22 protein-coding genes are annotated in these 23,850 nt (G+C 66.3%); 5 read left to right on the top strand and 17 right to left on the bottom strand.

All coding sequences use genetic code 11. The annotated features are described in order from the left end of the window. Nucleotides 1–10: 10 nt before the first annotated feature. The gene (locus tag AC5P7I_RS10660; RefSeq protein WP_262087282.1) at nt 11–1,237 is read right to left on the bottom strand and encodes a cytochrome P450; all 1,227 of its coding nucleotides are present in this window, start codon (nt 1,235–1,237) and stop codon (nt 11–13) included. A 401-nt stretch (nt 1,238–1,638) separates the two neighbouring features. On the opposite strand from AC5P7I_RS10660, the gene AC5P7I_RS10655 reads away from it, so the two are divergent. Beyond that, nucleotides 1,639–2,496, top strand: a complete 858-nt coding sequence (locus AC5P7I_RS10655) for an endonuclease/exonuclease/phosphatase family protein (protein ID WP_262087280.1) — start codon at nt 1,639–1,641, stop codon at nt 2,494–2,496. 19 nt (nt 2,497–2,515) lie between these two features. Here AC5P7I_RS10655 and AC5P7I_RS10650 read toward each other — a convergent pair whose 3' ends face one another. Next, nucleotides 2,516–2,779 carry a hypothetical protein gene (locus AC5P7I_RS10650; RefSeq protein ID WP_032959134.1) on the bottom strand — a complete coding sequence of 88 codons (264 nt, stop codon included), beginning with the start codon at nt 2,777–2,779 and terminating at the stop codon, nt 2,516–2,518. Between the two features lie 140 nt (nt 2,780–2,919). Here AC5P7I_RS10650 and AC5P7I_RS10645 point away from each other — a divergent pair, with 140 nt between their 5' ends. Beyond that, the gene (locus AC5P7I_RS10645) at nt 2,920–3,297 is read left to right on the top strand and encodes a VOC family protein (protein WP_014646791.1); all 378 of its coding nucleotides are present in this window, start codon (nt 2,920–2,922) and stop codon (nt 3,295–3,297) included. Between the two features lie 41 nt (nt 3,298–3,338). On the opposite strand, the gene AC5P7I_RS10640 is transcribed toward AC5P7I_RS10645, so the two are convergent. The 6 genes from AC5P7I_RS10640 to AC5P7I_RS10615 all read right to left on the bottom strand — a co-directional run bounded on the left by AC5P7I_RS10640 (nt 3,339) and on the right by AC5P7I_RS10615 (nt 11,163). Continuing rightward, the gene (locus tag AC5P7I_RS10640) at nt 3,339–4,760 is read right to left on the bottom strand and encodes an efflux transporter outer membrane subunit (RefSeq protein ID WP_111206164.1); all 1,422 of its coding nucleotides are present in this window, start codon (nt 4,758–4,760) and stop codon (nt 3,339–3,341) included. Beyond that, entirely contained in the window at nt 4,754–5,491 is a 738-nt protein-coding gene (locus AC5P7I_RS10635) for an SDR family oxidoreductase (protein WP_262087274.1), read from the bottom strand. Before AC5P7I_RS10635 ends, AC5P7I_RS10640 begins: the two co-directional genes overlap by 7 nt. A gap of 64 nt (nt 5,492–5,555) precedes the next feature. Then, on the bottom strand, nt 5,556–8,726 hold the full coding sequence (locus AC5P7I_RS10630; RefSeq protein ID WP_014646788.1) for an efflux RND transporter permease subunit: 3,171 nt from the start codon (nt 8,724–8,726) through the stop codon (nt 5,556–5,558). 127 nt (nt 8,727–8,853) lie between these two features. Next, nucleotides 8,854–10,077 (bottom strand): efflux RND transporter periplasmic adaptor subunit, encoded by a 1,224-nt coding sequence (locus tag AC5P7I_RS10625; RefSeq protein ID WP_014646787.1) that lies wholly within the window; start codon nt 10,075–10,077, stop codon nt 8,854–8,856. Between the two features lie 91 nt (nt 10,078–10,168). Continuing rightward, nucleotides 10,169–10,939 carry an SDR family NAD(P)-dependent oxidoreductase gene (locus AC5P7I_RS10620; protein ID WP_014646786.1) on the bottom strand — a complete coding sequence of 257 codons (771 nt, stop codon included), beginning with the start codon at nt 10,937–10,939 and terminating at the stop codon, nt 10,169–10,171. After that, nucleotides 10,936–11,163 (bottom strand): hypothetical protein, encoded by a 228-nt coding sequence (locus tag AC5P7I_RS10615; protein WP_041863314.1) that lies wholly within the window; start codon nt 11,161–11,163, stop codon nt 10,936–10,938. Before AC5P7I_RS10615 ends, AC5P7I_RS10620 begins: the two co-directional genes overlap by 4 nt. Nucleotides 11,164–11,310: 147 nt before the next feature. On the opposite strand from AC5P7I_RS10615, the gene AC5P7I_RS10610 reads away from it, so the two are divergent. Beyond that, entirely contained in the window at nt 11,311–12,342 is a 1,032-nt protein-coding gene (locus AC5P7I_RS10610) for a LysR family transcriptional regulator (protein ID WP_032959145.1), read from the top strand. Nucleotides 12,343–12,665: 323 nt separating this feature from the next. Here AC5P7I_RS10610 and AC5P7I_RS10605 read toward each other — a convergent pair whose 3' ends face one another. The 6 genes from AC5P7I_RS10605 to AC5P7I_RS10580 form a co-directional block, all read right to left on the bottom strand. Further along, nucleotides 12,666–13,361: a YiaD family glycine zipper/OmpA-like lipoprotein gene (locus tag AC5P7I_RS10605; protein WP_014646784.1), complete on the bottom strand. Its 696-nt coding sequence runs from the start codon at nt 13,359–13,361 to the stop codon at nt 12,666–12,668. A gap of 140 nt (nt 13,362–13,501) precedes the next feature. After that, nucleotides 13,502–14,917 carry a cryptochrome/photolyase family protein gene (locus AC5P7I_RS10600; protein WP_262087271.1) on the bottom strand — a complete coding sequence of 472 codons (1,416 nt, stop codon included), beginning with the start codon at nt 14,915–14,917 and terminating at the stop codon, nt 13,502–13,504. Nucleotides 14,918–15,006: 89 nt separating this feature from the next. Then, nucleotides 15,007–15,621 (bottom strand): inorganic diphosphatase, encoded by a 615-nt coding sequence (locus tag AC5P7I_RS10595; RefSeq protein WP_014646782.1) that lies wholly within the window; start codon nt 15,619–15,621, stop codon nt 15,007–15,009. A gap of 10 nt (nt 15,622–15,631) precedes the next feature. Next, a complete protein-coding gene (locus AC5P7I_RS10590) occupies nt 15,632–16,999 on the bottom strand; it encodes a purple acid phosphatase family protein (protein WP_014646781.1) in 1,368 nt (455 codons plus the stop codon). Beyond that, nucleotides 16,996–18,111, bottom strand: a complete 1,116-nt coding sequence (locus tag AC5P7I_RS10585) for an NHL repeat-containing protein (protein WP_032959149.1) — start codon at nt 18,109–18,111, stop codon at nt 16,996–16,998. Before AC5P7I_RS10585 ends, AC5P7I_RS10590 begins: the two co-directional genes overlap by 4 nt. Beyond that, the gene (locus AC5P7I_RS10580; protein WP_425604952.1) at nt 18,111–20,624 is read right to left on the bottom strand and encodes a TonB-dependent receptor; all 2,514 of its coding nucleotides are present in this window, start codon (nt 20,622–20,624) and stop codon (nt 18,111–18,113) included. Before AC5P7I_RS10580 ends, AC5P7I_RS10585 begins: the two co-directional genes overlap by 1 nt. Before the next feature lie 217 nt (nt 20,625–20,841). On the opposite strand from AC5P7I_RS10580, the gene upp reads away from it, so the two are divergent. Next, nucleotides 20,842–21,474 carry a uracil phosphoribosyltransferase gene (gene upp / locus AC5P7I_RS10575; protein WP_005409099.1) on the top strand — a complete coding sequence of 211 codons (633 nt, stop codon included), beginning with the start codon at nt 20,842–20,844 and terminating at the stop codon, nt 21,472–21,474. A gap of 114 nt (nt 21,475–21,588) precedes the next feature. Here the strand turns inward: upp and AC5P7I_RS10570 are convergent, their stop codons facing one another. Together AC5P7I_RS10570 and AC5P7I_RS10565 are read right to left on the bottom strand one after the other, a co-directional pair. After that, entirely contained in the window at nt 21,589–22,068 is a 480-nt protein-coding gene (locus tag AC5P7I_RS10570; RefSeq protein WP_014646778.1) for an SRPBCC family protein, read from the bottom strand. Then, nucleotides 22,049–22,474 carry an ArsR/SmtB family transcription factor gene (locus tag AC5P7I_RS10565; protein WP_262087264.1) on the bottom strand — a complete coding sequence of 142 codons (426 nt, stop codon included), beginning with the start codon at nt 22,472–22,474 and terminating at the stop codon, nt 22,049–22,051. The genes AC5P7I_RS10570 and AC5P7I_RS10565 overlap by 20 nt, the downstream gene beginning before the upstream one ends. 57 nt (nt 22,475–22,531) lie before the next feature. On the opposite strand from AC5P7I_RS10565, the gene AC5P7I_RS10560 reads away from it, so the two are divergent. Next, on the top strand, nt 22,532–22,825 hold the full coding sequence (locus tag AC5P7I_RS10560; protein ID WP_046430010.1) for a PsiF family protein: 294 nt from the start codon (nt 22,532–22,534) through the stop codon (nt 22,823–22,825). A gap of 85 nt (nt 22,826–22,910) precedes the next feature. Here the strand turns inward: AC5P7I_RS10560 and AC5P7I_RS10555 are convergent, their stop codons facing one another. Beyond that, on the bottom strand, nt 22,911–23,798 hold the full coding sequence (locus AC5P7I_RS10555) for an MBL fold metallo-hydrolase (RefSeq protein ID WP_019338337.1): 888 nt from the start codon (nt 23,796–23,798) through the stop codon (nt 22,911–22,913). Nucleotides 23,799–23,850 lie beyond the last annotated feature (52 nt).

Below are 23,850 nucleotides of genomic sequence, written 5' to 3'. Positions count from 1 at the left end.
ACAGATGCTGTCAGGCGTGCCACGGCGTCAGCGTACCGATGAAATCGACCGGAATGGCAAAGCCTTCCAGCTGCATCCACGGCGTGGGCTCATCCTGCACCGTCAACTCGAAATCGCGGGTCACCAATGCGCAGAACAGCAGCAGCTGCGCGTGGCCGACCGCACTGCCGATGCAGGCCCGCGAGGAAAATCCGAAGGGCACGTAGGCGCCCTTGTTGGCCTGGCGTCGCTCCGGCAACCAGCGATCAGGATCGAAGCTGTCCGGGTTCTGCCAGTACTCCGGCGAATGATGCTGGAAGTAGGACGACAACTCGTATGCCCCGCCCTTGCGGATGCACACGCCCTCGATGTCGATATCGTGCGAGGCCGGACGATGCAGGGCGAACAGTCCCGGCCACAGCCGCAGGGTTTCCTTGACGAAACGCGACGTGCACGGCAGCGACTTGATCGGCAGCGCATACAACTGCTCCAGGCTCAGCGCCGAGGTTTCCTCGCGGATGCGCGCCTGCCAGTGCGGAAATCGATGCATCGCGTACAGCAGGCTGGCCGCCGTGATGCCCGGCAGGCCCGACATGCCGGCCAGCACCATCGACACCAGATAGGCCACGCGGTCCACCCCGACCCGCTGCACCAGCGGCAGCAGGGATTGCAGGAAGTCCTCGCGCGGCACGGTCTGGCGCGCACGACGCCGGATGTGCCGCGACACCGTGCGCGCCGCGCGGCGGGAAAGATGGAAGTCGATGATCCGCCGCCAGAACGAGAAGTTCTGCAGCACGATGGCGTTGTATCGGGTCTTCTGCTCACCGATGAGCGCATCGACGTCGGATCGACTGAGGCCGTCGATCAGCATCGGCAACAGCGACTGCGAGATCGTCCACCAGCTCAGTTCGCTGAGGTCATGCGGCCTGTCCGCGCGCTGGGCAAGGAAGCCGTGCATGCGCGTGTAGAGGTCGCGCATGTGGCCGGGACTGGCCAGCCGCCCGGCCTGCTCGCTCAGCAACGCCCGCACCTCGCGCCACGCAACGGGGTCCCTGCCACTGCGCAGCCCAAGAAAATCAATCAGTGAATCCGGTACGGTGTGCCGGTCGGTGTTGGCCTTGTCGATCCTGACCGCCAGGGCCGGATCAAAGATGCCGACGACATCATTGTTGAAGCGCAGTACCGGCCCTTCGCGACGCACGCGTTCGAGCAGGTCGTCGATGGAAACCACTTCCGCATCCGCTGCACGCTCATCCATGCCCTGCCTCCAATGCCAGGGAAGATCATCGACCCTCCCTGGCGATGTCATCGAATACGTGGAGTCCTTCCGGTCAGAAGATATTCCAGTAGCGATACTTGGAACGGATGCACTGCGTGGAATTGTCCGAACGCAGGTTCAGCGACACCTGCAGGGCGCGAATCAATCGTGTCATGGCACAGCTCCTTGTGGTTCCGTTGATGGTTGCTGCGGTGCCGGGTTCAGTGGCCGGCAGCGCCGTTCTAGCACGCAGGCCCGCGCGGGCGGGTCAATGCGCTGTCAAAGGCCCTGCTGAATACGCCGCGGCGACCGGCGGATACCGCCAGCGCGCGCACAGCCATGAACAGGCAATCCGTGCGATGCTCTATGAAACCGTTTTCATGGAATGGAGGGATTCCACGATGTTGTCGCGTTTCCGTCGCCCTGTACTGTCTGCGCTGCTGGCGCTTGCCCTGCCTGCGACCAGCGCCTGGGCCGCAGCCCCCGCGCCGTTGAAGGTGATGTCGTTCAATGTGCGCACCCCGGCCGATACCGAGCCGGGCAAGCGCTGGCCCGACCGTCGCGACGCGATGGTGAGAGTCATCCTCGATGCGCACCCGGCGGTGATCGGCACCCAGGAACTGGTGCAGGAGCAGGCCGAGTACCTGGCAGGGCACCTCCCCGGCTACCGTTGGTTCGGCGAGGGCCGCCGCGGCGGCAGCGGCGACGAGCACATGGGCGTGTTCTACGACAGCAAGGTGCTGGCGATCGAGGAATCAGGCAACTTCTGGTTGTCCGATACGCCCGATGTGCCCGGCAGCATCACCTGGGGCAACCTGTATCCACGCATGGTCACCTGGGCGCTGTTCCGCCGCATCGACGACGGCCGCCGCTTCTACTTCATGAACACCCACCTGCCCTACCGCGACGAAGACGAGCCGCGGCGGGTCAAGGGTGCCGAACTGATCGGCAAGCGCGTGGCCAACCTGCCGGCCGATCTGCCCGTCGTGCTGACCGGCGACTTCAACAGCGAACCCGGCGGCGACACCTACAAGGCATTCACCCGCGTGCTGCAGGACACCCGTACCCAGGTGAAGGCTCCGCAGGGCCCGCGGCTGACCTTCCACGATTTCACCGGCAAGGCCACCGTGCAGCTGGACTGGGTCCTGGTGCGCGGCTTCCATGCGCGCAGCTTCCTGACCGATGACCGCCGCATCGGTGGCGTGCTGCCATCGGATCATTTCCCGCTGGTGGTCGAACTGGACTGGCCCAGGCACTGAGCAGCCACGGCAGCCTTCGCTACGGCGGTGGCTGCCGCGACAGCAGGCGATACAGCGCCTGATGCTGGTCGCGCGCCTGGCAGATGCGGGCCCCGATCGCCAGGAACACGGCCACGCCAATCAGGCCCAGCCCCAACATCGAATCCTGCAGGCGCAGGAAACCGACCGCCGCCGCCATCGTCGCCAGCACCAGCAGCACCACGACCGCCACTGACAGACCCGCACCGGGTGGACCCGGATCGCCGAACAACATCCGTTGGGTATCCCGCCTTCCATCCGCCATCGCCTGTCCTCCCGAGTGCCTGACCCACTTGTTACACGTCGGGCCGGCATTCCGGCAGAGTCAGAAACGTCACGAAGGTGAAGATGTACGCGGAACGCATCGCGTTACCCTGCCTCCTCCCCCGAACTGCGGAGCAGGACATGGCCCACCAGAGCCGGCTGGCTGGATTCATCATCGACTGCCAGGACCTTCCCGCCGACGCAGGTGCCGGCTTCTGGGCCGCCGCGCTCGGCCTGCAGGCACAGGCGGCGCGTGTCGAAGGGGGCGCCGAGTATGCCGACCTGCTGGGTGCACCGGCGGGCTTGAACGTGGAAGTCCAGCGGGTCGATCACCCGTCACGGGTGCACCTGGACATCGAGAGCGACGACATCGATGCCGAGGCCGACCGCCTGGAGAAGCTCGGCGCGCGCCGGATAGGCTTCGTCAAACGCTGGTGGGTGATGGAAGCACCGACCGGCCATCGCTTCTGCATCGTGCGCATGCGCGAGCGCGAGGTGCCGGCCAATCAGTGGCCCTGAAAGCAGGAGGGGACGGAAGCCACTGCCTCCGTCCCCTGCGGTTACTGCACCTGCGCCACGCTCGGTTGCTGCGGTGATTGCCCCCAGCCGCCCAGCGCCTTGTACACGCCCACCACGCTGACATTGACTTCGGACTCGGCCGCCGCCAGGGCGTCATCGGCCGCCAACTGCGTGCGCTGCGCATCCAGCAGGGTCAGGAAGTCTTCCGAGCCTTCGCGATAGCGGATCTGTGCCAGTGATTCGGCACGCCGTGCGGCCTGTGCCTGCTCGACCACGATCGCCAGCCGTGCCTGCTGCTTGGAATAGCGGGTCAGCGCGTTCTCGGTATCTTCCAGCGCCAGCAGCACGGCCTGCTCGTACTGCGCGGCCACGCCTTCGGCTTCAGCCTTGCTGGCACGCAGGCGTGCACGCACGGTACCGAAGTCGAATGCTGCCCAGCTCAGCGACGGGGTCAGCGACCAGGCCTTGTTGTTGCCATTGACCAGGCCACTGGCATCGCCGCCGAGGAACCCGACGAAGCCGGACAGCGACAACCGCGGGAACAGGTCCGCGGTGGCCACGCCCACGCGTGCGGTCGCAGCGGCCAGGCGACGCTCGGCCACGCGCACGTCGGCGCGCTGGCGCAGCAGTTCGCGGGTATCGCCCAGCGGCAGCGCCTTGGCGAAGGCCGGCACGTCGTGCGGCGCGAGCATGTCGGTCAGCACTTCCGGGCGCTGGCCGAGCAGCACGGCCAGCCGGTTGCGCGACTGCGCCTCGGCCACTTCCAGCAACGGGATGTCGGCCTCGATCGCCTTCAGGCGGGCGCGGCTGCTCTGCACATCCAGCTCGCTCCCCGCGCCCAGTTCCCAGCGCGCCTCGGTCAGCTTCTGCGTATCGCGCAGGTTTTCCAGCGTGTGCTGGGCCACCGCGATGCGCTTCTGCGTTCCGCGCAGCTCGAAGTAATTGCGTGCCACTTCGGCGGCGACCAGTACCTGCGCATCGGCCAGGTTGGCCTGCTCGGCACCGAGGTCGGCGCGGGCGGCCTCAGCGGCACGGCGCTTGCGGCCGAACAGATCCAGCTCCCAGCCGGCGTCGAAGCCGAGCTGGTAGCTTTCACTGAACACCCGCTGCCCACCCAGCTGCGGATCGGGTTGCTTGCGGCGGTCGTAGCTGCCGCCAGCGGTGATGTGCGGCGCCTGGTCGAAACGGCTTTCGACGAACACTGCGCGGGCCTGGCTGACGCGGGCCACGGCTACGCGGAGGTCCAGGTTGTCCGACAGGGCGCCATGCACCAGCTGTTCCAGCACCGGATCATCGAACTGCGCCCACCAGCTGGCCACCGGCGAAACGCTGCTGAAGACCGGCTGCTGTGCGCTCTGCAGGACCACCGGTTCCTGCACCGGTGCCTTGTAGTTCGGGCCGACGCTGACACAGCCTGCCAGCACCAGGCTGGAGACGGCCATCGCCAACGTGCGGATCACCATGGCAGCACCTCGCCCAGGTAGGTGAAGCTGCCGCTGGCACCGGATTCGCCGATCAGCGCCATCTGCACGCTGGAGCGCGCGCCTTCGGCGATTTCGATTTCGCCGTTGCCGCCGTTCATGTCGGTCTTCACGTAACCCGGATGCACGGTATTGACCTTGATCGGGGTGTTGCGCAGCTCGTAGGCCAGGCTCAGGGTCCAACTGTTCACCGCGGCCTTGGACGCGTTGTAGGCGGGAATCTTGAAGTCGTAGATGCCCGATGAGGGATCCGCGTGCAGGGTCTGCGAGCCGAGCATGCTCGACACGTTGACGATGCGCCCGGACTTGGCCTGCTTGACCAGCGGCAGGAATGCCTGGGTTACTGCGACCAGCGCATACACGTTGGTGTCGAAGGTGCGCTTCCAGGTGTCGAGCGACTGCTCCGACGGCGCCTGCGCCGGGTTCTCGATCATGATGCCGGCATTGTTGACCAGGATGTCGAGGCGGCTATGACGCTGGCGCACCTGCTCCACCGCTTCGGCGATGCTGGCCGCGTCGGTCACGTCCAGTTGCAGGGCTTCGACCGGCAGGCCTTCAGCCTGCAGCTTCAGTGCCAGCTCCACCGCCGTATCGCGCTTGCGACCGGCCAGCAGCGTGTGCACACCTGCCTGGGCCAGCTGGCGCACGGTTTCCAGGCCGATGCCACGGGTGGCGCCGGTGACCAGCGCGATCTTGTTCTGATGGGTATTCATGGATGCATGCCTTGTGAGGGGAAAGCCGCCGCCAGCCAGTGACCGGCGGCGACGGGGTTCCATGTCAGTGGTGGATGGTCGGCTCGCCGTGCTGCACCAGCTGGCCACCACCGTTGCGGGTGACGAACTTGCGCAGGGCCACGTAGAACACCGGGGTGAGGAACAGGCCGAACAGGGTCACGCCCAGCATGCCGGCGAACACGGTGATACCGGTCACCGAGCGCACCTCGGCACCCGCACCATGCGACAGCACCAGCGGCACGGTACCGGCGATGAAGGCGATGGAGGTCATCACGATCGGGCGCAGACGCAGGCGGCAGGCTTCCAGCGCGGCTTCAACGATGCCCTTGCCGCCCATCTCCAGCTCTCTGGCGAATTCGACGATCAGGATCGCGTTCTTGCACGCCAGGCCCATCAGTACCACCAGGCCGACCTGCACGAACACGTTGTTGTCGCCACCGGTCAGCCACACGCCGAACAGCGCGGACAGCAGGGTCATCGGCACGATCAGGATCACCGCCAGCGGCAGCGACCAGCTCTCGTACAGCGCGGCCAACACCAGGAAGGCCAGCATGATCGCCACCGGGAACACGATGAAGGCCGCCTTGCCCTGGGTCGCCTGCTGGTAGCTCAGGTCGGTCCATTCGGTGGTCATGCCCACCGGCAGCACCTTGCCGGCGATCTCGGTCAGCTTGTTCATCGCCTCGGCCGAGGACAGCAGGCGCGGGTCGGCCTCACCGGCCAAGTCTGCTGCCGGATAGCCATTGAAGCGCAGCACCGGGTCCGGGCCGAAGGTCTGCTTGATGGTGACCATCGAACCGATCGGCACCATCTCGCCGCGGTCGTTGCGGGTACGCAGCTTGCCGATGTCCTCGACCGTCTCGCGGAACGGACCGTCGGCCTGGGCGATCACCTGCCAGGTACGGCCGAACTGGTTGAAGTCGTTGACGTAGGCCGAACCGAGGTAGGTCTGCAGGGTGTCGAACAGCTCGGTGAGCTGCACGCCCTGCGCCTTGGCCTTGACGCGGTCCACTTCGGCATCCAGCTGCGGCACGTTGGCCTGGTAGCTGCTGATCGGGAAGGCCATGCCCGGCGTCTGCGCAACGGTGCCCTGCATTGCCTGCACCGCATTCTGCAGCGCGCCGTAACCCAGGTTGCCACGGTCCTCGATGAACATCTGGTAGCCGTTGCCGTTGCCCAGGCCGAGGATCGGCGGCGGCATCATCGCGAACGCGAAGCCTTCCTGCAGGCCGGCGATCTTCTGGTTGATCTCGGCATTGATCTGTGCGGCGGTGCGGCCATGGCGCTCGGCGAACGGCTTGAGCGGGATGAACGCCACACCGGTGTTCGGCGTGTTGGTGAACTGCAGCGCGTTCAGACCCGGGAACGAGATGGTGTGGGCCACGCCATCGGTTTCCTGGGCGATCTTGGCGACCTTGCGCAGCATTTCATCGGTGCGCGCGATCGACGAACCTTCCGGCAGCTTTACACCGGCGATCAGGTACAGCTTGTCCTGGGTCGGGATGAAGCCCGGCGGCACCAGCTTGAAGATCACGCCGGTACCGACCAGCAGGATCGCGTAGACCACGAATACCGCGCCACGACGGCCGAGGATGCGGGCTACGCCACGCTCGTACTTCTCCGAGCTGGACTTGAAGAAGCGGTTGAACGGACGGAACACCCAGCCGAACAGGCGGTCGATCAGGCGGCTCGGCGCATCCTTCGGAGCACCATGGGCTTTCAGCAGACGCGCGGCCAGGGCCGGCGACAGGGTCAGCGAGTTGATCGCCGAGATCACCGTGGAGATGGCGATGGTGACTGCGAACTGCTTGTAGAACTGGCCGGTGACGCCGGACAGGAAGGCCATCGGCACAAACACGGCACACAGCACCAGCGCGATCGCCACGATCGGGCCGGACACTTCACGCATGGCCTGGTGGGCCGCCGCGGTGGGTGACAGGCCTTCCTCGATGTTGCGCTCGACGTTCTCCACCACCACGATCGCGTCGTCGACCACGATGCCGATCGCCAGCACCAGGCCGAACAGGCTCAACGTGTTGATCGAGAAGCCCAGCAGGTACAACGCGGCGAAGGTACCCACCACCGACACCGGCACCGCGATCAACGGGATGATCGACGCACGCCAGGTCTGCAGGAACAGGATCACCACCAGCACCACCAGGGCGATGGCTTCCAGCAGCGTGGAGACCACGGCCTTGATCGAGTCGCGCACGAAGATGGTGGTGTCATACACGGCTTCGTACTTCACGTCGGCCGGCATGGTCTTCTGCATCTCGTCCATCGTCGAGATGACCTGGTCACGAATCTCCAGCGCATTCGCACCGGGCGACTGGAAGATACCGATACCGACCGCGTTCTTGCCATCCAGCTGCGAGCGCAGGGTGTAGTCACCGGCACCCAGTTCAAGGCGGGCCACGTCGGCCAGGCGCACGATCTCGCCATCGGTGCCGCTCTTGAGCACGATGTCGCCGAATTCCTTTTCGCTCTTCAGGCGGCCCTGGGCGTTGATCAGGGTCAGGAACTGGCTGTTCGGCAACGGTTCGGCGCCGAGCTGGCCCGCCGAAACCTGCACGTTCTGCTCGCGCATGGCACGCACCACGTCGCTGGCGGTCAGGCCACGCGAAGCCACCTTGTCCGGGTCCAGCCAGGCACGCATGGCGTAGTCGCCGCCACCGAAGATCTGCGCGTCACCCACGCCCGGAATACGCGCCAGCGCATCCTTGACGTGCAGGCGGGCGTAGTTGCGCAGGTACAGGGTGTCGTACTTGCCTTGCGGCGAGGTCAGGTGCACCACCATCAGGAAGGTTGGCGACTGCTTCTGCGTAGTCACGCCCTGCCGGCGCACGTCCTCGGGCAGGCGCGCCTGCGCCTGCGCCACGCGGTTCTGCACCTTCACCGCCGCCGCGTCCGGATCGGTACCGGGGCGGAAGGTGACGGTCATCTGCAGCACGCCGTCCGAGCCGGCAACCGACTTCAGGTACATCATGCCTTCGACGCCGTTGATCGCTTCTTCAAGCGGCGTGGCGACGGTCTCGGCAATGACCTTGGGGTTGGCGCCCGGATACACCGTGCGCACGACCACCGACGGCGGCACCACTTCGGGGTACTCGCTGATCGGCAGGATTGGAATCGTGATCAGGCCTGCGGCGAAGATCACGATCGACAGCACCGCCGCGAAGATCGGCCTGTCGATGAAGAAACGGGAAAAGTCCATGGAGGAATTCCTGGGAAAGGCGTCCGGCGGGCAACAGCCACCCTGCCCCTCGCCGGGATGACGAAGGCAGGGAAGGCTGCCGCTGGCGCCGGCAGCTAAGCGGGGACGCGGATCAGGAGCCGGCGGATCAGTGGTTCAGGGCGGCGGTGGCATCGCGGCCCGGTGCCGGCGCAGCCTGCGGCTGCATCGCCACGGCCTTGGCCTGCACCGGCATGCCCGGCATGAAGACCTTCTGCACGCCGTCGATGATCACCTTGTCGCCGGCGGCAAGGCCGTGCTCGACAATGCGCAGGCCGTCGGCGGTGCGGCCGAGCTGGATGTCGCGGCGCTGGGCCTTGCCATCCTTGTCTACCACGTAGACGTACTTGCGGTCCTGGTCGGTCAGCACGGCCTTGTCATCGATCAGCATGGCCTGGAACTGGCCGCTGCCAAGCAGCTGCACGCGGGCGAACAGGCCCGGCGTGAACTGGCGGTCGGCGTTGTCCAGCAGCGCACGGACGCGGATGGTGCCGGTGCTGCGGGCCACCTGGTTGTCGAGGAAGTCGACCTTGCCCGCATGCGGGTAGCCCTCTTCGCCGGACAGGCCGACCTTCACCGGCAGCGCGCTGTCACGCTCGCTGGGGCGCTCGCCCTTGCGTGCCATCTGTGCATAGCGCAGGAAGGTGCTTTCGTCGGCATCGAAGTAGACGAACACGGTATCCAGCGAGACCAGCGTGGTCAGCACGCTGGCGCTGTCGCCGGCGGTGACCAGGTTGCCAGCGGTGACCATCGCGCGGCCGGCACGGCCATCGATCGGTGCACGCACCTTGGTGAACTCCAGGTTGAGGCGGGCTGCATCCAGCGCCGCCTGCGCGGCCTGCACGGCGGCGCCGGACTGGTCGGCAGCCGCGCGGCGCTGCTCGGCGGTCTCGGTGGAGATCGCCTGCTGCTCGGACAGCCGCTTGGCACGCTCGGACTCGCTGCGGGCCAGCGTGGCCTGGGTGCGGGCGCGGGCCAGCTCGGCGGCCGCGCGATCGTACTCGGCCTGGTAGCTGCGCGCGTCGATGGTGAAGAGCACTTCGCCCTTCTTCACTTCCTGGCCTTCGACGTAGTTGACCTTGTCGATGTAGCCGGACACGCGCGGGCGCAGTTCAACGCTCTGCACCGCTTCGACGCGGCCGCTGAACTCGTCCCACTGGCTGACCTGCTTGACCAGCACCGGCGCGGCGCTGACCTGCGGCGGCGGCGGAGCACCGGCCTCTTCGGCATGGCCGCCGCTGCAGGCCGCAAGCACGGCCGCGGCGAGGATCGACACGCCGACCATCGCGATGCGATGGCCGAAACGATGTGGGGTGGTATTGGGGGAAGTCATGGCATGCATCCGTACGGAGGGGTGGTACAGCTATATGAGAACGTGTTGCAAAAATCGGCGGCGCATACTGCGACCTCAACCATGGTCGAGGTCAAGCGATGCCCGCGGTATCGCGCCACAGTGGAGGGACATCCAGGTGCAGCAGGCCGCGCGGCAGTTCGGCATCGCTGCTGTCGCAGCGGACGATGGCGCGGTTGTCGCGGCAGCCGTCCAGCAGGGAGACCACACGACGACCGACCAGCAACGAGCTTGGCCACTCGATGCACGCATTGGCCGCGTTGGCCGGGGTGCACACCGGACTGCAGACTTCCAGCATCTGCGCGCGCACACCCAGTGCCTGCGCTTCCTGGTGCACCACCTGCGCGTACATGCGCAGCGCGGCGGTGGTGATCGAGGTCTCGCCGTAGCCCGCCCAGGGCTTGGCGTTGGCGGGGCTGCCGATCATCACGTAGCGGCGTGCATGCACGTTGTCCTGCAGCAGTGGCAGCAGGTGACGCACCGCGTGCACGTGCGGCATCAGGTCGGCCTGCATCGCCCCCAACAGCTCATCGCCATTGCGGTCGGTCACCCGGCCGCGACGGTAGGGGCCACCCATTGCGGCGATGACCGCCGCCAGCGGACGCGGGCGCTGCGCGATGCGTTCGGCCAAGGCACGTGCCGAGCCGTCATCGCTCAGCGAGCCCAGCAGCGTCTCCAGGCCAGGCTCATCGGCGAACTGCTCATGCAGCGCCGCCAGCCGACCCGGGTCGCGGCCAACCACCAGCACAGGGCTGCCGGCTTCCAGCAATGCGCCGACCACGCCCTGGCCGACGGCACCGGTGCCACCGAGGACCAGGACTTCGGGCGTCAGTATCCCATTCACGGGACATTTCCTCCCAAATCCGGGATAGTCCCGATCCGGCGCAGCCGGTCACCCTTGTGCGGGGCCAGGCGGATGGCACCGCCACGCTGCTGACGCATGGGCGCGGTAAACTCACGAAAGTCCTTGTGTACCAAGGAACTCGGACGGGCTTCGACGGTCATCGCCAGGTCCAGGGTGTTCTGGCCGACATGCCGGAAGCGGGCAAGAATGTTGCGCAGGCTCATGGCGAGGGGGCTCCATTTCACGAATGGCGCCACGATAGACCTCAAACCTTTACTTGATTAGTCCTGATTAAGGGGAATAATCATCCCGCTCCCGGTCCAATCGTTCTGTCACGATTGTCCCATCCCCGACGTCCAGGATCCCCGACCATGTCCCACGATCTCAACGAGACACTGATCTTCGTCAAGGTGGTCGAGCAAGGCAGTTTCATTGCCGCTGCCAAATCGCTCGGCCTGCCCAAGACCACGGTCAGCCGCAAAGTGCAGGAGCTGGAAACGCGCCTGGGCGCGCGGCTGCTGCACCGGACCACCCGCCGCCTCGGCCTGACCGAAGCCGGCTCGATCTACCACGAGCATTGCCAGCGCATCGCGCGCGAGCTGGAAGAAGCCGAAAGCGCGGTGAGCCAGTTGCAGTCCGGCCCGCGCGGCTGGCTGCGCTTCACCGTGCCCTATTCGATCGGCATCACCTGGATCGCCCCGCTGCTGGGCCAGTTCCATGCGCAGTATCCGGAAATCCGCCTGGACATGCACATGGGCAACGAGAAGCTGGACCTGATTGCCGGCGAAGCGGATCTGGCGCTGCGTGTGGGCGCCCTGCCCGATTCCAACCTGGTCGCGCGCAAGCTGGGCAGCCTGCGCACGCAGGTGTTCGCCAGCCCGGCCTACATCGAGCGCTATGGTGAGCCGCTGCATCCGGAAGAACTGCAGTTCCATCGCATCCTGGCGATGCGCAAGCCGTATCACACTGGCAATTCACCGCGCTTCACCTGGCAGCTGGGCGAGAACGGCGGCGAACTGCGTGACTTCCCGGTCACCCCGCTGATGACCGCCAACGACATGTCTGCGCTTAATGGTGCACTGGTGTGTGGCGAAGGCCTGCTGCTGACCGGTGATGTGATGGCCAAGCCGTTCGTCGAGTCCGGCATGGTACGGCGCGTGCTGGCCGGCTGGACCGGCCCGGAAGTGGACTTCAACGCCGTGTTCGCCGGTGGCCGCCTGGTCTCGCCGAAGGTGCGGGCGTTCGTCGATTTCCTGGTGGAAAAGCTCAACTTCGACGCCAACTACATGCTGGCGCAGTGCCCGGGTGCGAAGCTGGCACAGCAGCAGAAGGCCCAGGAAGACGCGGCGTTGGAGAGCAGCGGCAAGCGCATCCTGGAGAAGGTCGCCGCCTCGGCGGTGTAACCGGCTTCTGTAGAGTCGAGCCATGCTCGACTGCGGTTGGAACGGGGCCGACCAAGGTCGGCGCCGTTCGGAGAAGCCGCGAACGGGAACGCTGTCGGCGTGCCGAGCAAGCTCGGCACCCACAAAATGCCGCCTGCAAGGGCGGCATTTTCGTTCCGGCTGCGTGGCTCTCGGTAGATGCCGACCTTGGTCGGCGCCGTTCGGAGAAGCCGCAACCGGAAGCGCTATCGGCGTGCCGAGCAAGCTCGGCACCTACAGAAAATGCCGCCTGCAAGGGCGGCATTTTCGTTCCGGCCAGGCCGGAACAGCAACAACGCTACGCGTTATTGCTTGAGCGGAATCACGCGGATTTCAACGCGACGGTTTTTGGCACGGCCGGCATCGGTGCTGTTGTCGGCAATCGGATACGACTTGCCGGCCCCCAGCGTTTCGATGCGCACGCTCTGCACGCCTTGGCCGATCAGGTACTGCGCCACCGAATCGGCGCGTTCCTTCGACAGGCGGTTGTTGACCGCGTCGCTGCCGATGCTGTCGGTGTGGCCCACCACTTCGATCATGGTCTGGTTGTACTCGCGCAGCGTACCGGCCACACCGTTGAGCGAGCCGTAGAACTGCGGCTTCAGGGTGGCCTTGCCGAAGTCGAAGGTGATGCCGTCCGGCAGGTTCAGCATGATGTTGTCGCCCTGGCGCTGCACATCGATGCCGGTGTTGGCGGTGCGCTCGCGCAGCGCGCGTTCCTGGCGATCCTGGTACTGGCCGACGGCGGCGCCGCTGAGCGCACCGATACCGGCACCGATCAGTGCGTGCTGACGACGCTCGGTGGCGCTGTCGCCGGTCAGCAGGCCGGCAGCCACACCGATGGCGGTACCGATCAGCGCGTTGCGGCCGGTACGGTTCTGCTGTTCGGTCGGGTTGCCGTACTGGTCGCTCTGCACATAGGAGCCGCCGGTGGCGCAGGCCGACAGGACGGCCGCACTCATCAGGGCCAGTGCGACGTTGCGGGTGGTGTTGCGGATCATGTGGTTCTCCTTGTTTTCCGGTCGGGTCGGCGGCTTACGGGCGCAGAGAGAATAAACAGCCCGATGCGATGTCGGGATGATGATCGGTCGCGGCAACAGGGCCGCGTTCAGCTAACTGACTGGAACGCTCAGCCCGCGCTTTACCCAGCCCCCGTCTGCCGGTAGGCGGCCAGCGCAGCATCGCGGCCGACGGCCAGATCCACCAGCGGCGTACGCGGATAGCCCGGGGCATGCGCCGCCAGCAGCAGCGGATGCTGCCACGGCGCGAAGCGCGCTTTCACCGGCAGCGCCGCCAGTTCGGGCACCCAGCGGCTGATGTAGCGGGCCTGCGGGTCGAACTTCTCGGCCTGGGTGACCGGGTTGAACACCCGGAAGTACGGGGCCGCGTCGGCGCCGGTGCCTGCCACCCACTGCCAGCCCATCGTGTTGTTGGCCAGGTCGGCATCGACCAGGGTGTCCCAGAACCAGCGCGCGCCCTGCAGCCAGTGCGCACGCAGGTGCTTGCACAGGTAGCTGGCAACAATCATCCGTACCCGGTTGTGCATGTAACCGGTGTGCCACAGCTCGCGCAGGCCCGCATCGACGATCGGCACGCCGGTGTTGCCGCGCTGCCAGTCATGCAGTTGCGCTGCAGTGGGCGTGGCCCAAGGGAAGCGGTCGAAACGCGGATTGAGGTTGTCGGTCGGCGTCTTCGGGAAGTGATGCAACAGGTGGTAGGCGAAATCGCGCCAGCCCAGTTGCCGCAGATAGCCGTCGATGTCGGCGTCAGTGCCGACACTGCGCAATCTCTCCAGCGCATGCGCGATGCGCCACGGTGCGATCTCGCCGAAATGCAGATGCGGCGACAGCCGCGAGGTGCCGACCCGGTCCGGCAGGTCACGCTGCTCGCGGTAACCGCGCAACGCGCCGTCCTCGAACACGGACAACGCCTCCAGCGCGCCGGCCTCGCCCGGCTGCCAGTGCTCCCAGAAGCCGGAATCCCAGTCCAGCGTGGGCGCCAGCCGCAGCTCGTCCAATGCGAGGCCGTCGACCGAGTGCGCGGTCAGTGCCTTCGGCGCGGCACTCAGCGTCGGCAGGCGCCAATGACTGAGTACGTTGCGCCAGTACGGAGTGAACACCTTGTACGGCTGACCCTGCTGTGTCGCGATGTCCCAGGGCTCGAACAACAGGCTGCCATTGCAGCTCTGTGCGTCGATGCCCTGCTCGCGCAGCGTGCGTTTGATGGTGGCGTCGCGTGCCTGGGTGGCCGGCTCGTACTTGCGGTTCCAGTACACCGCCTCGGCGCCGGTCTGCCCGATCAGCAACTGCAGGGCCGGCAGGCTGTCACCACTACGCAGCACCAGCGATGAACCGCGCGTGCGCAGGTCGGCGTCCAAGGCACCCAGTGAACGGTGGCGCCACGCATCGGAGGCCGCGCCAGGCACCCACTCGCCTTCCTCGTGCGGCGCGTGGAGATAGACCGGCACCACGTCGTGACCCGCATCCAGCGCGGCCTGCAGGGCCGGATTGTCCTGCAGCCGCAGATCACGGCGGAACCATACCAACGCTACCGACACATGCACCGCCTTCGTTGTGGAAGGCGGACATGATAGCCAGGGGCGGTGAAGGTGATGCGCGCGTCCGGCCACCCACCCACGGCGGGGTTCTAGCGCTTGAACCGCTGCATGGCCTCGCGGATCACTGACCGTGCCTCGGCGGCGTTGCCCCAGCCATTTAGCTGCACCGGGTTGCGCCCGGCCGGCAGGTCCTTGTAGACGCGGAAGAACGCTTCGATCCGCTGCCGTTCGGCCTCCGGCAGGTCCGCCAGGTCCCGGATACTGGCGTAGGTCGGGTCGACCTTGTCGGTCGGCACCCCGATGATCTTCTCGTCGTGCTCGCCGCCATCGATCATCTTCAGGTAACCGATCGGCCGGAAACGCACGATCACGCCCGGATGCAGCGGTTCGCGGGTCAACACCAGTGCATCCAGCGGATCGTTGTCGCCGGCCAGGGTGCGCGGCATCGAGCCGTAGTTGGCCGGATAGGCGACCGGCATCGACTGGAAGCGGTCCACGTGCACCAGGCCGTCTTCCTTGATCTCGTACTTGGTGAAGCTGCCGGCCGGGATCTCCACCGCCAGGTTCACCTCCTGCGGGGCCTGCGCCGGCTGGGCGACCAGGAAGGGATGCAGCACGGTATCGGCGGCGGTTACCGCACTGGCCAGCAACAGCAGGGACGCGCCGATGGCAGCCAATGGAATGATGCGGCGGGGTGTGGTCATCGGCGTCTCCTCATTCCCAGCAGCGGTCGGCGCGACCCTTGGCGGTCTGCGCGCGCGGGCAGTCGCGCGGAGCAATGCGGCCTTCGGTCAGCTCCGTGCGCTGCTTTCCACCCTTGGCATCACGACGCAATTCGAAGGCATCGTAAAGACGGCCGGTCACGGTGCGTGCTTCATAGCGCAGGTGCTGCGGGTCGATGTTCAGCACCTGGAACAGCTGGGTGTCCTCGGCCACCGGGTCCATCGTCCTGCGCGCTTCGTCGGAAAGGCGGTACTGCTTCGGTCCGGCCACGGTCACCACATACTGCGGCGTCGCGGCCTGCCCTTCGCCACGGCGGCCATAGGTGTGGTCATGGCCCTGCAGCACCAGATCGACGTTGTGGCGGCGTACCACCGGCAGCAGCACGTCACGCAACGCGGCGTTCTCGCGCCCTTCGCGCGGCGAGTAGAACGGCTGGTGCAGCAGCACGATGGTCCACGCCTGCCGATTGCCGGTCAGCACCTTGTCCAGCCACTGTGCCTGCGCCTTGGCGGTGCCGAGGTCGAGTGCCGATGTGCCATCGACCACGGCCACGCGCACGCCCTGCGCATCGAACCAGTAGCTGGTCTGCTGCGCGGCGGTGGCACCATTGCCCGGCAGCGCGAACGTCACCGGCCAGTGGCGGCCCAGCACGCGGCGCTCCTGCGGGGTGTCCTCGAATTCCTCGAAGTACTCGTGGTTGCCGATGGCCGGCGCCACCAGCGTTTCCTGCGCCAGCCAACTGGTCGCAGCGAACCACTCACCCCACTCGCTGTCATCCATGTTGTCGCCTCCGCTGACCAGGTCACCGGCAAACAGACTCATGCGCGCCTGCGGCGCAGCCTTCTGCGCGGCACGCACCACGCGGCTGACATGGCTGACGTTCTTGTTCTGGGTATCGCCGAAGTACAGCAGGGTCAGCGGCTGATCGGCGCTGGCCAGCGTGCGCAGCTGGTTCCAGGCGCTCCAGCTGCCATTGCCCTGCACACGGTAGACGTACTGGGTATCCGGCTGCAGGCCATCGATATCTGCCCGATGGTGGTGCGACAGACCGTTCTCGGTCTGCAGCGCGCGGGTCGTCGCACGCACCTGGCGGATGCCTTCAATGGCCGGCGAATCTGCGGCCAGCGCGATTTCCAGCAGCGGCGCCTGCACGCTGTCGTCGGTACGCCAGGCCACGGCGAACCCATGACTGGAATCAACCGCCGGCGAGGCGACGATGCGGTCCGGCACCGTCGTCGCCGCGTAGTGGCGGCTACCTGCCGGCACCTGGGTATTCGGTTCGGCCGCCGCGAACGACAGCGATGGCAGCGCCAGCAGCAGGCCCAGCGCCAGCGCGCGCATTACGCACTGCCCGCTCATGCGCCACACTCCAGCGGCAACGCCAGCTGCTTGGCGATGCTCTCCCAGTCGAAGGCCACCACGCCCTGGTCGTCATGTACTGCATACAGCGCACCGTGTGGGAAGCGCGCGCTGGGCTGCTGCATCATCCAGATGCCATCGGTGTTGGCCACGGTATTGCCCTGGAACGCGCCGACCGGCTTCAGCGTGTGCCGGTCGAACAGGTGGAACACGCTGCGCTGCTTGCCCTGTTCGGTGGTGATCCACCAGCCGTCCTTGCCGCAGGTGCGCAGGGTCACGCCTTCGGCCTGGGCCTTGAACACGTCGCGGCCAAAGGTGGTGCCAGTGAAGCGGCCCGCCAGGGTGTAGACCTTGAACTCGCTGGCGTAGCGCTCGTCCTCTTCGGCAATCAGCAGCCGGTCGTTCTCGGGGTCGCCCCAGATCGACTCGACCACGCGCAGTGCACCGGCCTCGGTGGTATCGCCGATGCTGGCCACCAGCTTCGCCTCGACCTTCGCGCCGTCGCGGGTCACATGGTACTGGCGCACGCGCTTGTCCAGCTCGGCCAGCGGCGGCAGGATGTCACGCCCCTGCGCATCCTCGCCGTTGTCCCAGGAATCGGTGACGTAGACGCTGTAGCCATCGGCACGGCGGTCGACCCACAGACCGTACGGCTTGCGCAGGTCGTCCGCAGCGAAGGTCGCCAGCGGCGCGAAGTCCGGCAGGCTCAGCACCTGCACGCGGTGATTGTCGCGCTCGACGATCCACAGCAGATCGTCGGTCACCGCGATGCCGTTTGGGCGGTCGAACTGCCCCGGTGCGGTGCCGCTGCTGCCGACGTCACGCAGGTGCTGGCCGGTGCTGCCGTCGTAGACCACCAGCTTGTCGGTGGCCTTGGCGGTGGCGATCAGCCACAGCGCGCCGTCCGGCGCGCGCCAGGCCGCCGGCGAGTCGATGTTGTCGGCCGGGGTCATCGGTGACAGGAACGCTTCGGCGATGGTGCTCACCACGCGCTCGCCATTGGCGGCCGGCGCGGCCGCTCCCGCAACCGGATCGTTGCCGGTGGCCGGCGTGCAGCCGGCGACCAGTGTAGCCGCCAGCGCGGCGGCCAGGACAGTGACGCCACGCCCCATCACAGCGCCACCTTCAGGCCCAGCGCATAGGTGCGGCCGTACTCTTCCATCTGCAGGGTGCGCGAGCGGGTGCCCTGGTACAGCTCCAGCGGCTTGTCCAGCAGGTTCTGCGCTTCGAAGTACATGCTCACGCGCGGGGTGAACTTGTAGTCCAGCGAGAAATCGAGCTGGGTGTTGGGTGCCACGTAGATGTCGAATGCACGCCCCTTGCCGATGCTGTCCAGATACTCGCTGCGGTACACGGCCGCCAGACGCGTGCTTACACCGTACTTTTCATAGCCGATGTGTGCGCTGTAGACATGCTTGGAAGCGCGCGGCAGGGTGAAGTCCTCGCCCTCACGTCCCTTGATGCCGGCATCGAACGTGGTGTCCAGCCAGGTGCCACTGGCACCGACCAGCAGGCCATCCAGGCCCTCCGGCAGGAAGGCCAGCTGCTGCTGCCAGTTGAATTCCGCGCCACGCACGGTGGCCTTGCGACCATTGATCGGCTGGGTCACGTCGAATCCGCCGTAGGCCGGATCATTGGTCCGCACGGTCTCCACGATGTAGCCATCGATCGACTTGTGGAACAGGCCCAGCGAAACGATGCCGCTGCTGCCGATGTACTTCTCCACCGACAGGTCGATGTTCTTCGATTCGTACGGATCCAGTTCCGGGTTGCCCAGGCGCACTTCCTCGTCACCGCGGCTGTAACCCACGCGCGGCGAGACGTCGCCGAAGGACGGGCGCGATACGGTCTTGTTGGCCGAGGCGCGCAGCACCCAGTCATCGGCCGCGTCATAGCGCAGATGCAGGCCCGGCAGCACGTTGGTGTAGCTGCTGTTGGCCACGCGCGGGGTGACGGTGAAGCTGCGGCCGTTGGCGGCCACGTCCACCTGGTTGCCGACTGCCTTGAAGCGGGTGTTCTCCACGCGCACGCCGCCGATGATGCGCAGCGCGCCCACATCCCAGGTACCCATGGCATAGCTGGCGAAGATGTCCTCGCTGGCCACGTAATCCTCTTCCAGCGACGTCATCGCATTGCCGCCGACATCCTGCGGGCGGGCGCTGTACTGGCCACCATTGGCGGCCCAGAACGCGCGCATCGCAGCCGAGTCCATGCCATCCCCCATGTTGCCGTGGCGATGCTCCGGCGAAGAGGTGGTCCAGCTCGACAGCACCACCTTCGGGCCGACGCGCAGTTCGCGCTCATCGACATTCACGTCGCGGTCGCGCCAGCGGCCGAGCAGGCCGAACTTGATGCTGCTGCTGTCGCCGTCGAAGCGCACGTTGACCTGCGCGCTGTGTTCCTTGTCGTTCACCTGCTTGGGCGAAAGCACGACGCGGTCGAACGCGTAGTTGCCGTTGTCCAGCCACTGCGGATTGTCGAAGCTGTAGCTGGGCAGGCGGCTGCTCTGGTCCAGGGTGCCATTGAAGGCCTTGCCGTTGAGCTTGAAGCGCGCCTCCATCTCGTCGTTCACGCGCTCTTCGGTACGGGTGTAGCCGATCCGGTAATCGACCACGGCGTTGGTCAGCTTGTTCTCGCCACCAAGACTGGCCGCAAAGGTGTTCTCCTTCTTGGTGCGGTAGCGCATGCGCTTGTCGATCGAGTCCTTCGGCATGCCATCGAGCCGGTACTGGTCGGTGCCGGTCTTGACCATCTTCGCGTCGTCGAAGTTGAAGATCACGCGCTGGCGGGTCTCCGCATCGTCGAACTGGCTGTACAGCGTGCGCAGGTAGTACGTGCTGTCTTCGTTGGGGCGCCAGTCGAGGTTGAGGTTGGCACCGATGCGCTTGCGCTCGATCTCGTACTTGCGGTGCTGCAGGTTGATCGCGGTCACGTCACCGGGGGCGGCATCGTCCTCGCCGTCATATTCCACTTCGGTGTTGTCCGACTCGAACTTCCGCTTCTGGTAGTTCACGCCCAGCGCCACGCCGAACGTGTCGTTGAACACTTCGCTGTAGTTGAAGGCGGCCTTGGGGCTGGTCTCGCCGGACAGCTGCTGGTGGCTGCCCTCGATCTTGCCGCGCAGGCTGCGGCCGTCGCGGTCGAAGGCCGACGCCGATTCCACCAGCACGGCGCCGCCGATGGCATCACCGGGCATGTCCGGGGTCGGCGACTTGACCACGCGCAGGCGCTCGGTGGAGTCCGATGGGATCACGTCCAGCGGCGCGGCGCGGCTGGAATCTTCCGGCGTACCGATGGCGATGCCATCCACGCTGACGCTGTTGAGATTGGCATCCAGGCCGCGAATGACCACGAAGCGGCCTTCGCCCTGGTCGCGGGTCACGCTGACGCCCGGCAGGCGCTGCAGTGATTCGGCCACGTTCTTGTCCGGATACTGGCCCAGGGCATCGGAGGACACCGCGTCCTCGATGGCGTCGCTGCTGCGCTTGAGGTCGACCGCGCGGATCTGCGATTCGAGCTGGGCGCGCACTTCGATACGGTCCAGGTCGACCGCGTCGGCCGCCACGGTGCCGGTAGCGGCTACCGCCTGTTGCCCGGCAGCCTGCAGCGGTGCCGCGGCCCCCATCGCCAGGGTCAGGGTGATGGCAACGGCCAACGGAGTCTTGATATGCACTGGGAATCCCCATTCCTGTTAAGAATGGGTCTGCACGGTATGTCCACAAGGTTGCATGGCCGTGACATGCGCCTGCACATTTCATGTACATCAGATCCAGGCCCGGTTTGGGGTTCGACACGCCAATCCGGCAAAATGGCCTCCTCTCTCCTTTTCCCCCTTCCCGACCATGAAGATCGTCGAAGTGCGCCACCCGCTGGTGCAGCACAAGATCGGCCTGATGCGCAACGCTGCGCTCAGCACCAAGGATTTCCGCGAACTGGCCAACGAGCTGGGTACGCTGCTGGCCTACGAGGCCACCGCCGACCTGGACACCGAGCCGCACACCCTGCCCGGCTGGGCCGGCCCGGTGACGGTGCAGCGTATTGCCGGCGCCAAGATCACCGTGGTGCCGATCCTGCGTGCCGGCCTGGGCATGCTCAGCGGCGTGCTGTCGCTGATCCCGGCGGCCCGTGTCAGCGTGGTCGGCCTGCAGCGCGACGAGGAAACCCTGCAGCCGGTGCCCTACTTCGAGCGCCTGACCGGCCGCCTGGAAGAGCGCGACGCGCTGATCCTGGACCCGATGCTGGCCACCGGCGGCACCCTGATCGCCACCATCGACATGCTCAAGCGTGCCGGTGCCCGCCGCATCAAGGGCATCTTCCTGGTGGCCGCGCCGGAAGGCATCGAAGCGGTCAAGGCCGTGCACCCGGACGTGGAGATCTACACCGCAGCCATCGATGCCCAGCTCAACGACAAGGGCTACATCCTGCCGGGCCTGGGCGACGCCGGCGACCGCATCTTCGGTACCCGCGTCGGTTGATCCGGTGAACCGGGGTCAGAGCCCTTTCACAGCGAAAGGGATCCGACCCCAACATCGCGGGGGTCGGACCCCTTTCGCAGAAAGGGCCCTGACCCCACCACCCCGCATTGCGGCCTACAGCCCGGCGGCGAAGGCTTCCAGCTGGTCGATGGCGGTGTTCCAGCCGTCGAAGAAGCCCAGCTGCTCATGCTGGTCACGCAGCGCCTTGTCCGGGTGCATCACCCGCGCGGTGTAGCGGCAGCCCTGCCCCTCGTCCTCCATCGTGATCACGGCGGTAAAGCCCAGCCAGGGTGACTGCGGTCGCCAGCCCGCACCCAGCATCGAGGTGAACACCAGGCGCTGCTGCGGCACGATCTCCAGGAAACTGCCCGGATTGTCACTGCTGCCGCCATCGGGACCCTGCATGAAGGTGTGGAAGGCCCCGCCGGGGCGCAGGTCGAATGCGCGTACCTCGGTGGTCCACGGCTTCGGGCACCACCACTGGCGCAGCAGTTCCGGGTCGGTCCACGCCCGCCACAGGGCGGCGCGCGGTGCGTTCAGCACACGGCAGATCACCAGATCGGTGTCGGGGTTGTTACCTGCGTCTACGGCCATGGGCCTGCTCCTGTCGGTGAAGGGTTTCGACGAAATCGACCATGCGGTCGGAACGCGCTTCCCAAGCCGCACGCTGTTCTGCGAGCCATTGTTCGGCCTGGCCCAGCCGCGCCGGCACCAGTTCGCAGGTGCGTGTGCGCCCCTGCTTGTGGCTGCGCACCACGCCGCTGCGCTCCAGCACGGCCAGGTGTTTCATCAGCGAGGGCAAGGCCATCCCGAAGGGTTCGGCCAGCATCGACACCGTGCGCGGCCCCTGCCCCAGCGCCGCTACGATCGCGCAACGGGTCGGGTCGGCCAGTGCCTGGAAGACATATTCAATGGCAGGATAATACTTACCCATATGGCTAAGTAATACGCCGGTCTGAACGTTGCCGCAAGCAGGCGCGGCACTGGCGTGATTCTTCACGTGGCCTTGCCGGCCCGAAGCGAATGCTCCGCGCACCCGCCACCCTTGGAGCTCCCGATGAAAGCCTCTTTCCTGCTGGCCGCCGTCCTGCTGGTCGGCCTGCCCCTGGCTGCCAACGCCACCACCCCGCAGCAGCAGCGCATGGCCGAATGCTCGGCCAAGAACAAGGGCTTGAAGGGTGATGCCTACAAGACCGCGCAGAGCTCCTGCCTCAGCGGCCACGCCGCCGAGACCAAGGCGGTCAATCCGCAGCAGGAACGGATGCGCAAGTGCAACGCTGACGCGGGCGCGAAGAAGCTGGCCGGTGATGCGCGCAAGACCTTCATGAGCAGCTGCCTGAAGTCGTCGTAATCGTCGCGTCCGGATCGAACGCCATCCACGCATGGCGTGGATCTGCCACCGTCAGTGAAAGGCCGGGCATTGCCCGGCCTTTTCATTACCCCAGGGCGCGCGCCTTCAGCTCGCCCTGTTCGTGCAGGGTCACGAAACGTCCCTTGTCATCACGGCCCAGCTGCGCCAGCGCCACCTGCGGGTCGTGGGTGAAGAACAGCCGCACGTTGCGCGCCAGCTTGTCTTCAAGGAACTGCCGCTTCTCGTCGATCAGCAGCTCGGCGTTGCGGTCGTAGCCCATGGTGATCGGCACGTGTACCCATGAGCGCCCCGGGATCAGGTCGGCACAGAACACCACGCCACCATGCGCACTTTCGCCGGCATGCGCGTGACCGACGATCTCGGCCAGCATCAGTCCCGGCGTATGCCCGTCGCTGTAGCTGAAGCGCACGCTGCGGCCAAGTGCCTTCGAGTACTCCCCGTCCACCACTTCCAGCCGGCCACTGGCCTGCAGCAGGCCCGGCAGTTCCGGAATGAAGCTGGCACGGTCGCGCGGATGCGGCTGCACGGCGCGCTGCCAATGCTGCGCACCGACCACATAAGTCGCATTGGGGAACAGCAGTTCCGGCTCTCGCCCTTCGCTCCATGCCGCCAGCAGGCCACCGGCATGATCGAAGTGCAGGTGGCTGAGCACCACCACGTCGATATCCTCGTGCTCGAAGCCGGCTTCGCGCAACGAATCGATCAGTACGTGCTGGCTTTCCTGCACGCCGTAGCGCTCGCGCATGCGCGGATCGAAGAACGCCCCGATACCCGTTTCAAACAGCACGGTCTTGCCTTCCAGCGGACTGGCAAGCAGTGCGCGGCAGGCCAGCTCGATGCGATTGAGCTCGTCCGGCGCCGCCCATTTTTCCCACAACGCACGCGGTGCGTTGCCGAACATCGCACCGCCATCGAGGCGCTGCGAGTTTCCACGAATAGACCAGAGTTTCATGCGTCGATTATCGGCGCCAGCCCGTTAAATAATCGCTAGAAAGGAAACAGAA

The organism is Stenotrophomonas sp. YJH_SMC_138 (assembly GCF_059369855.1).
This window is presented reverse-complemented; position numbering and strand designations above follow the sequence as displayed.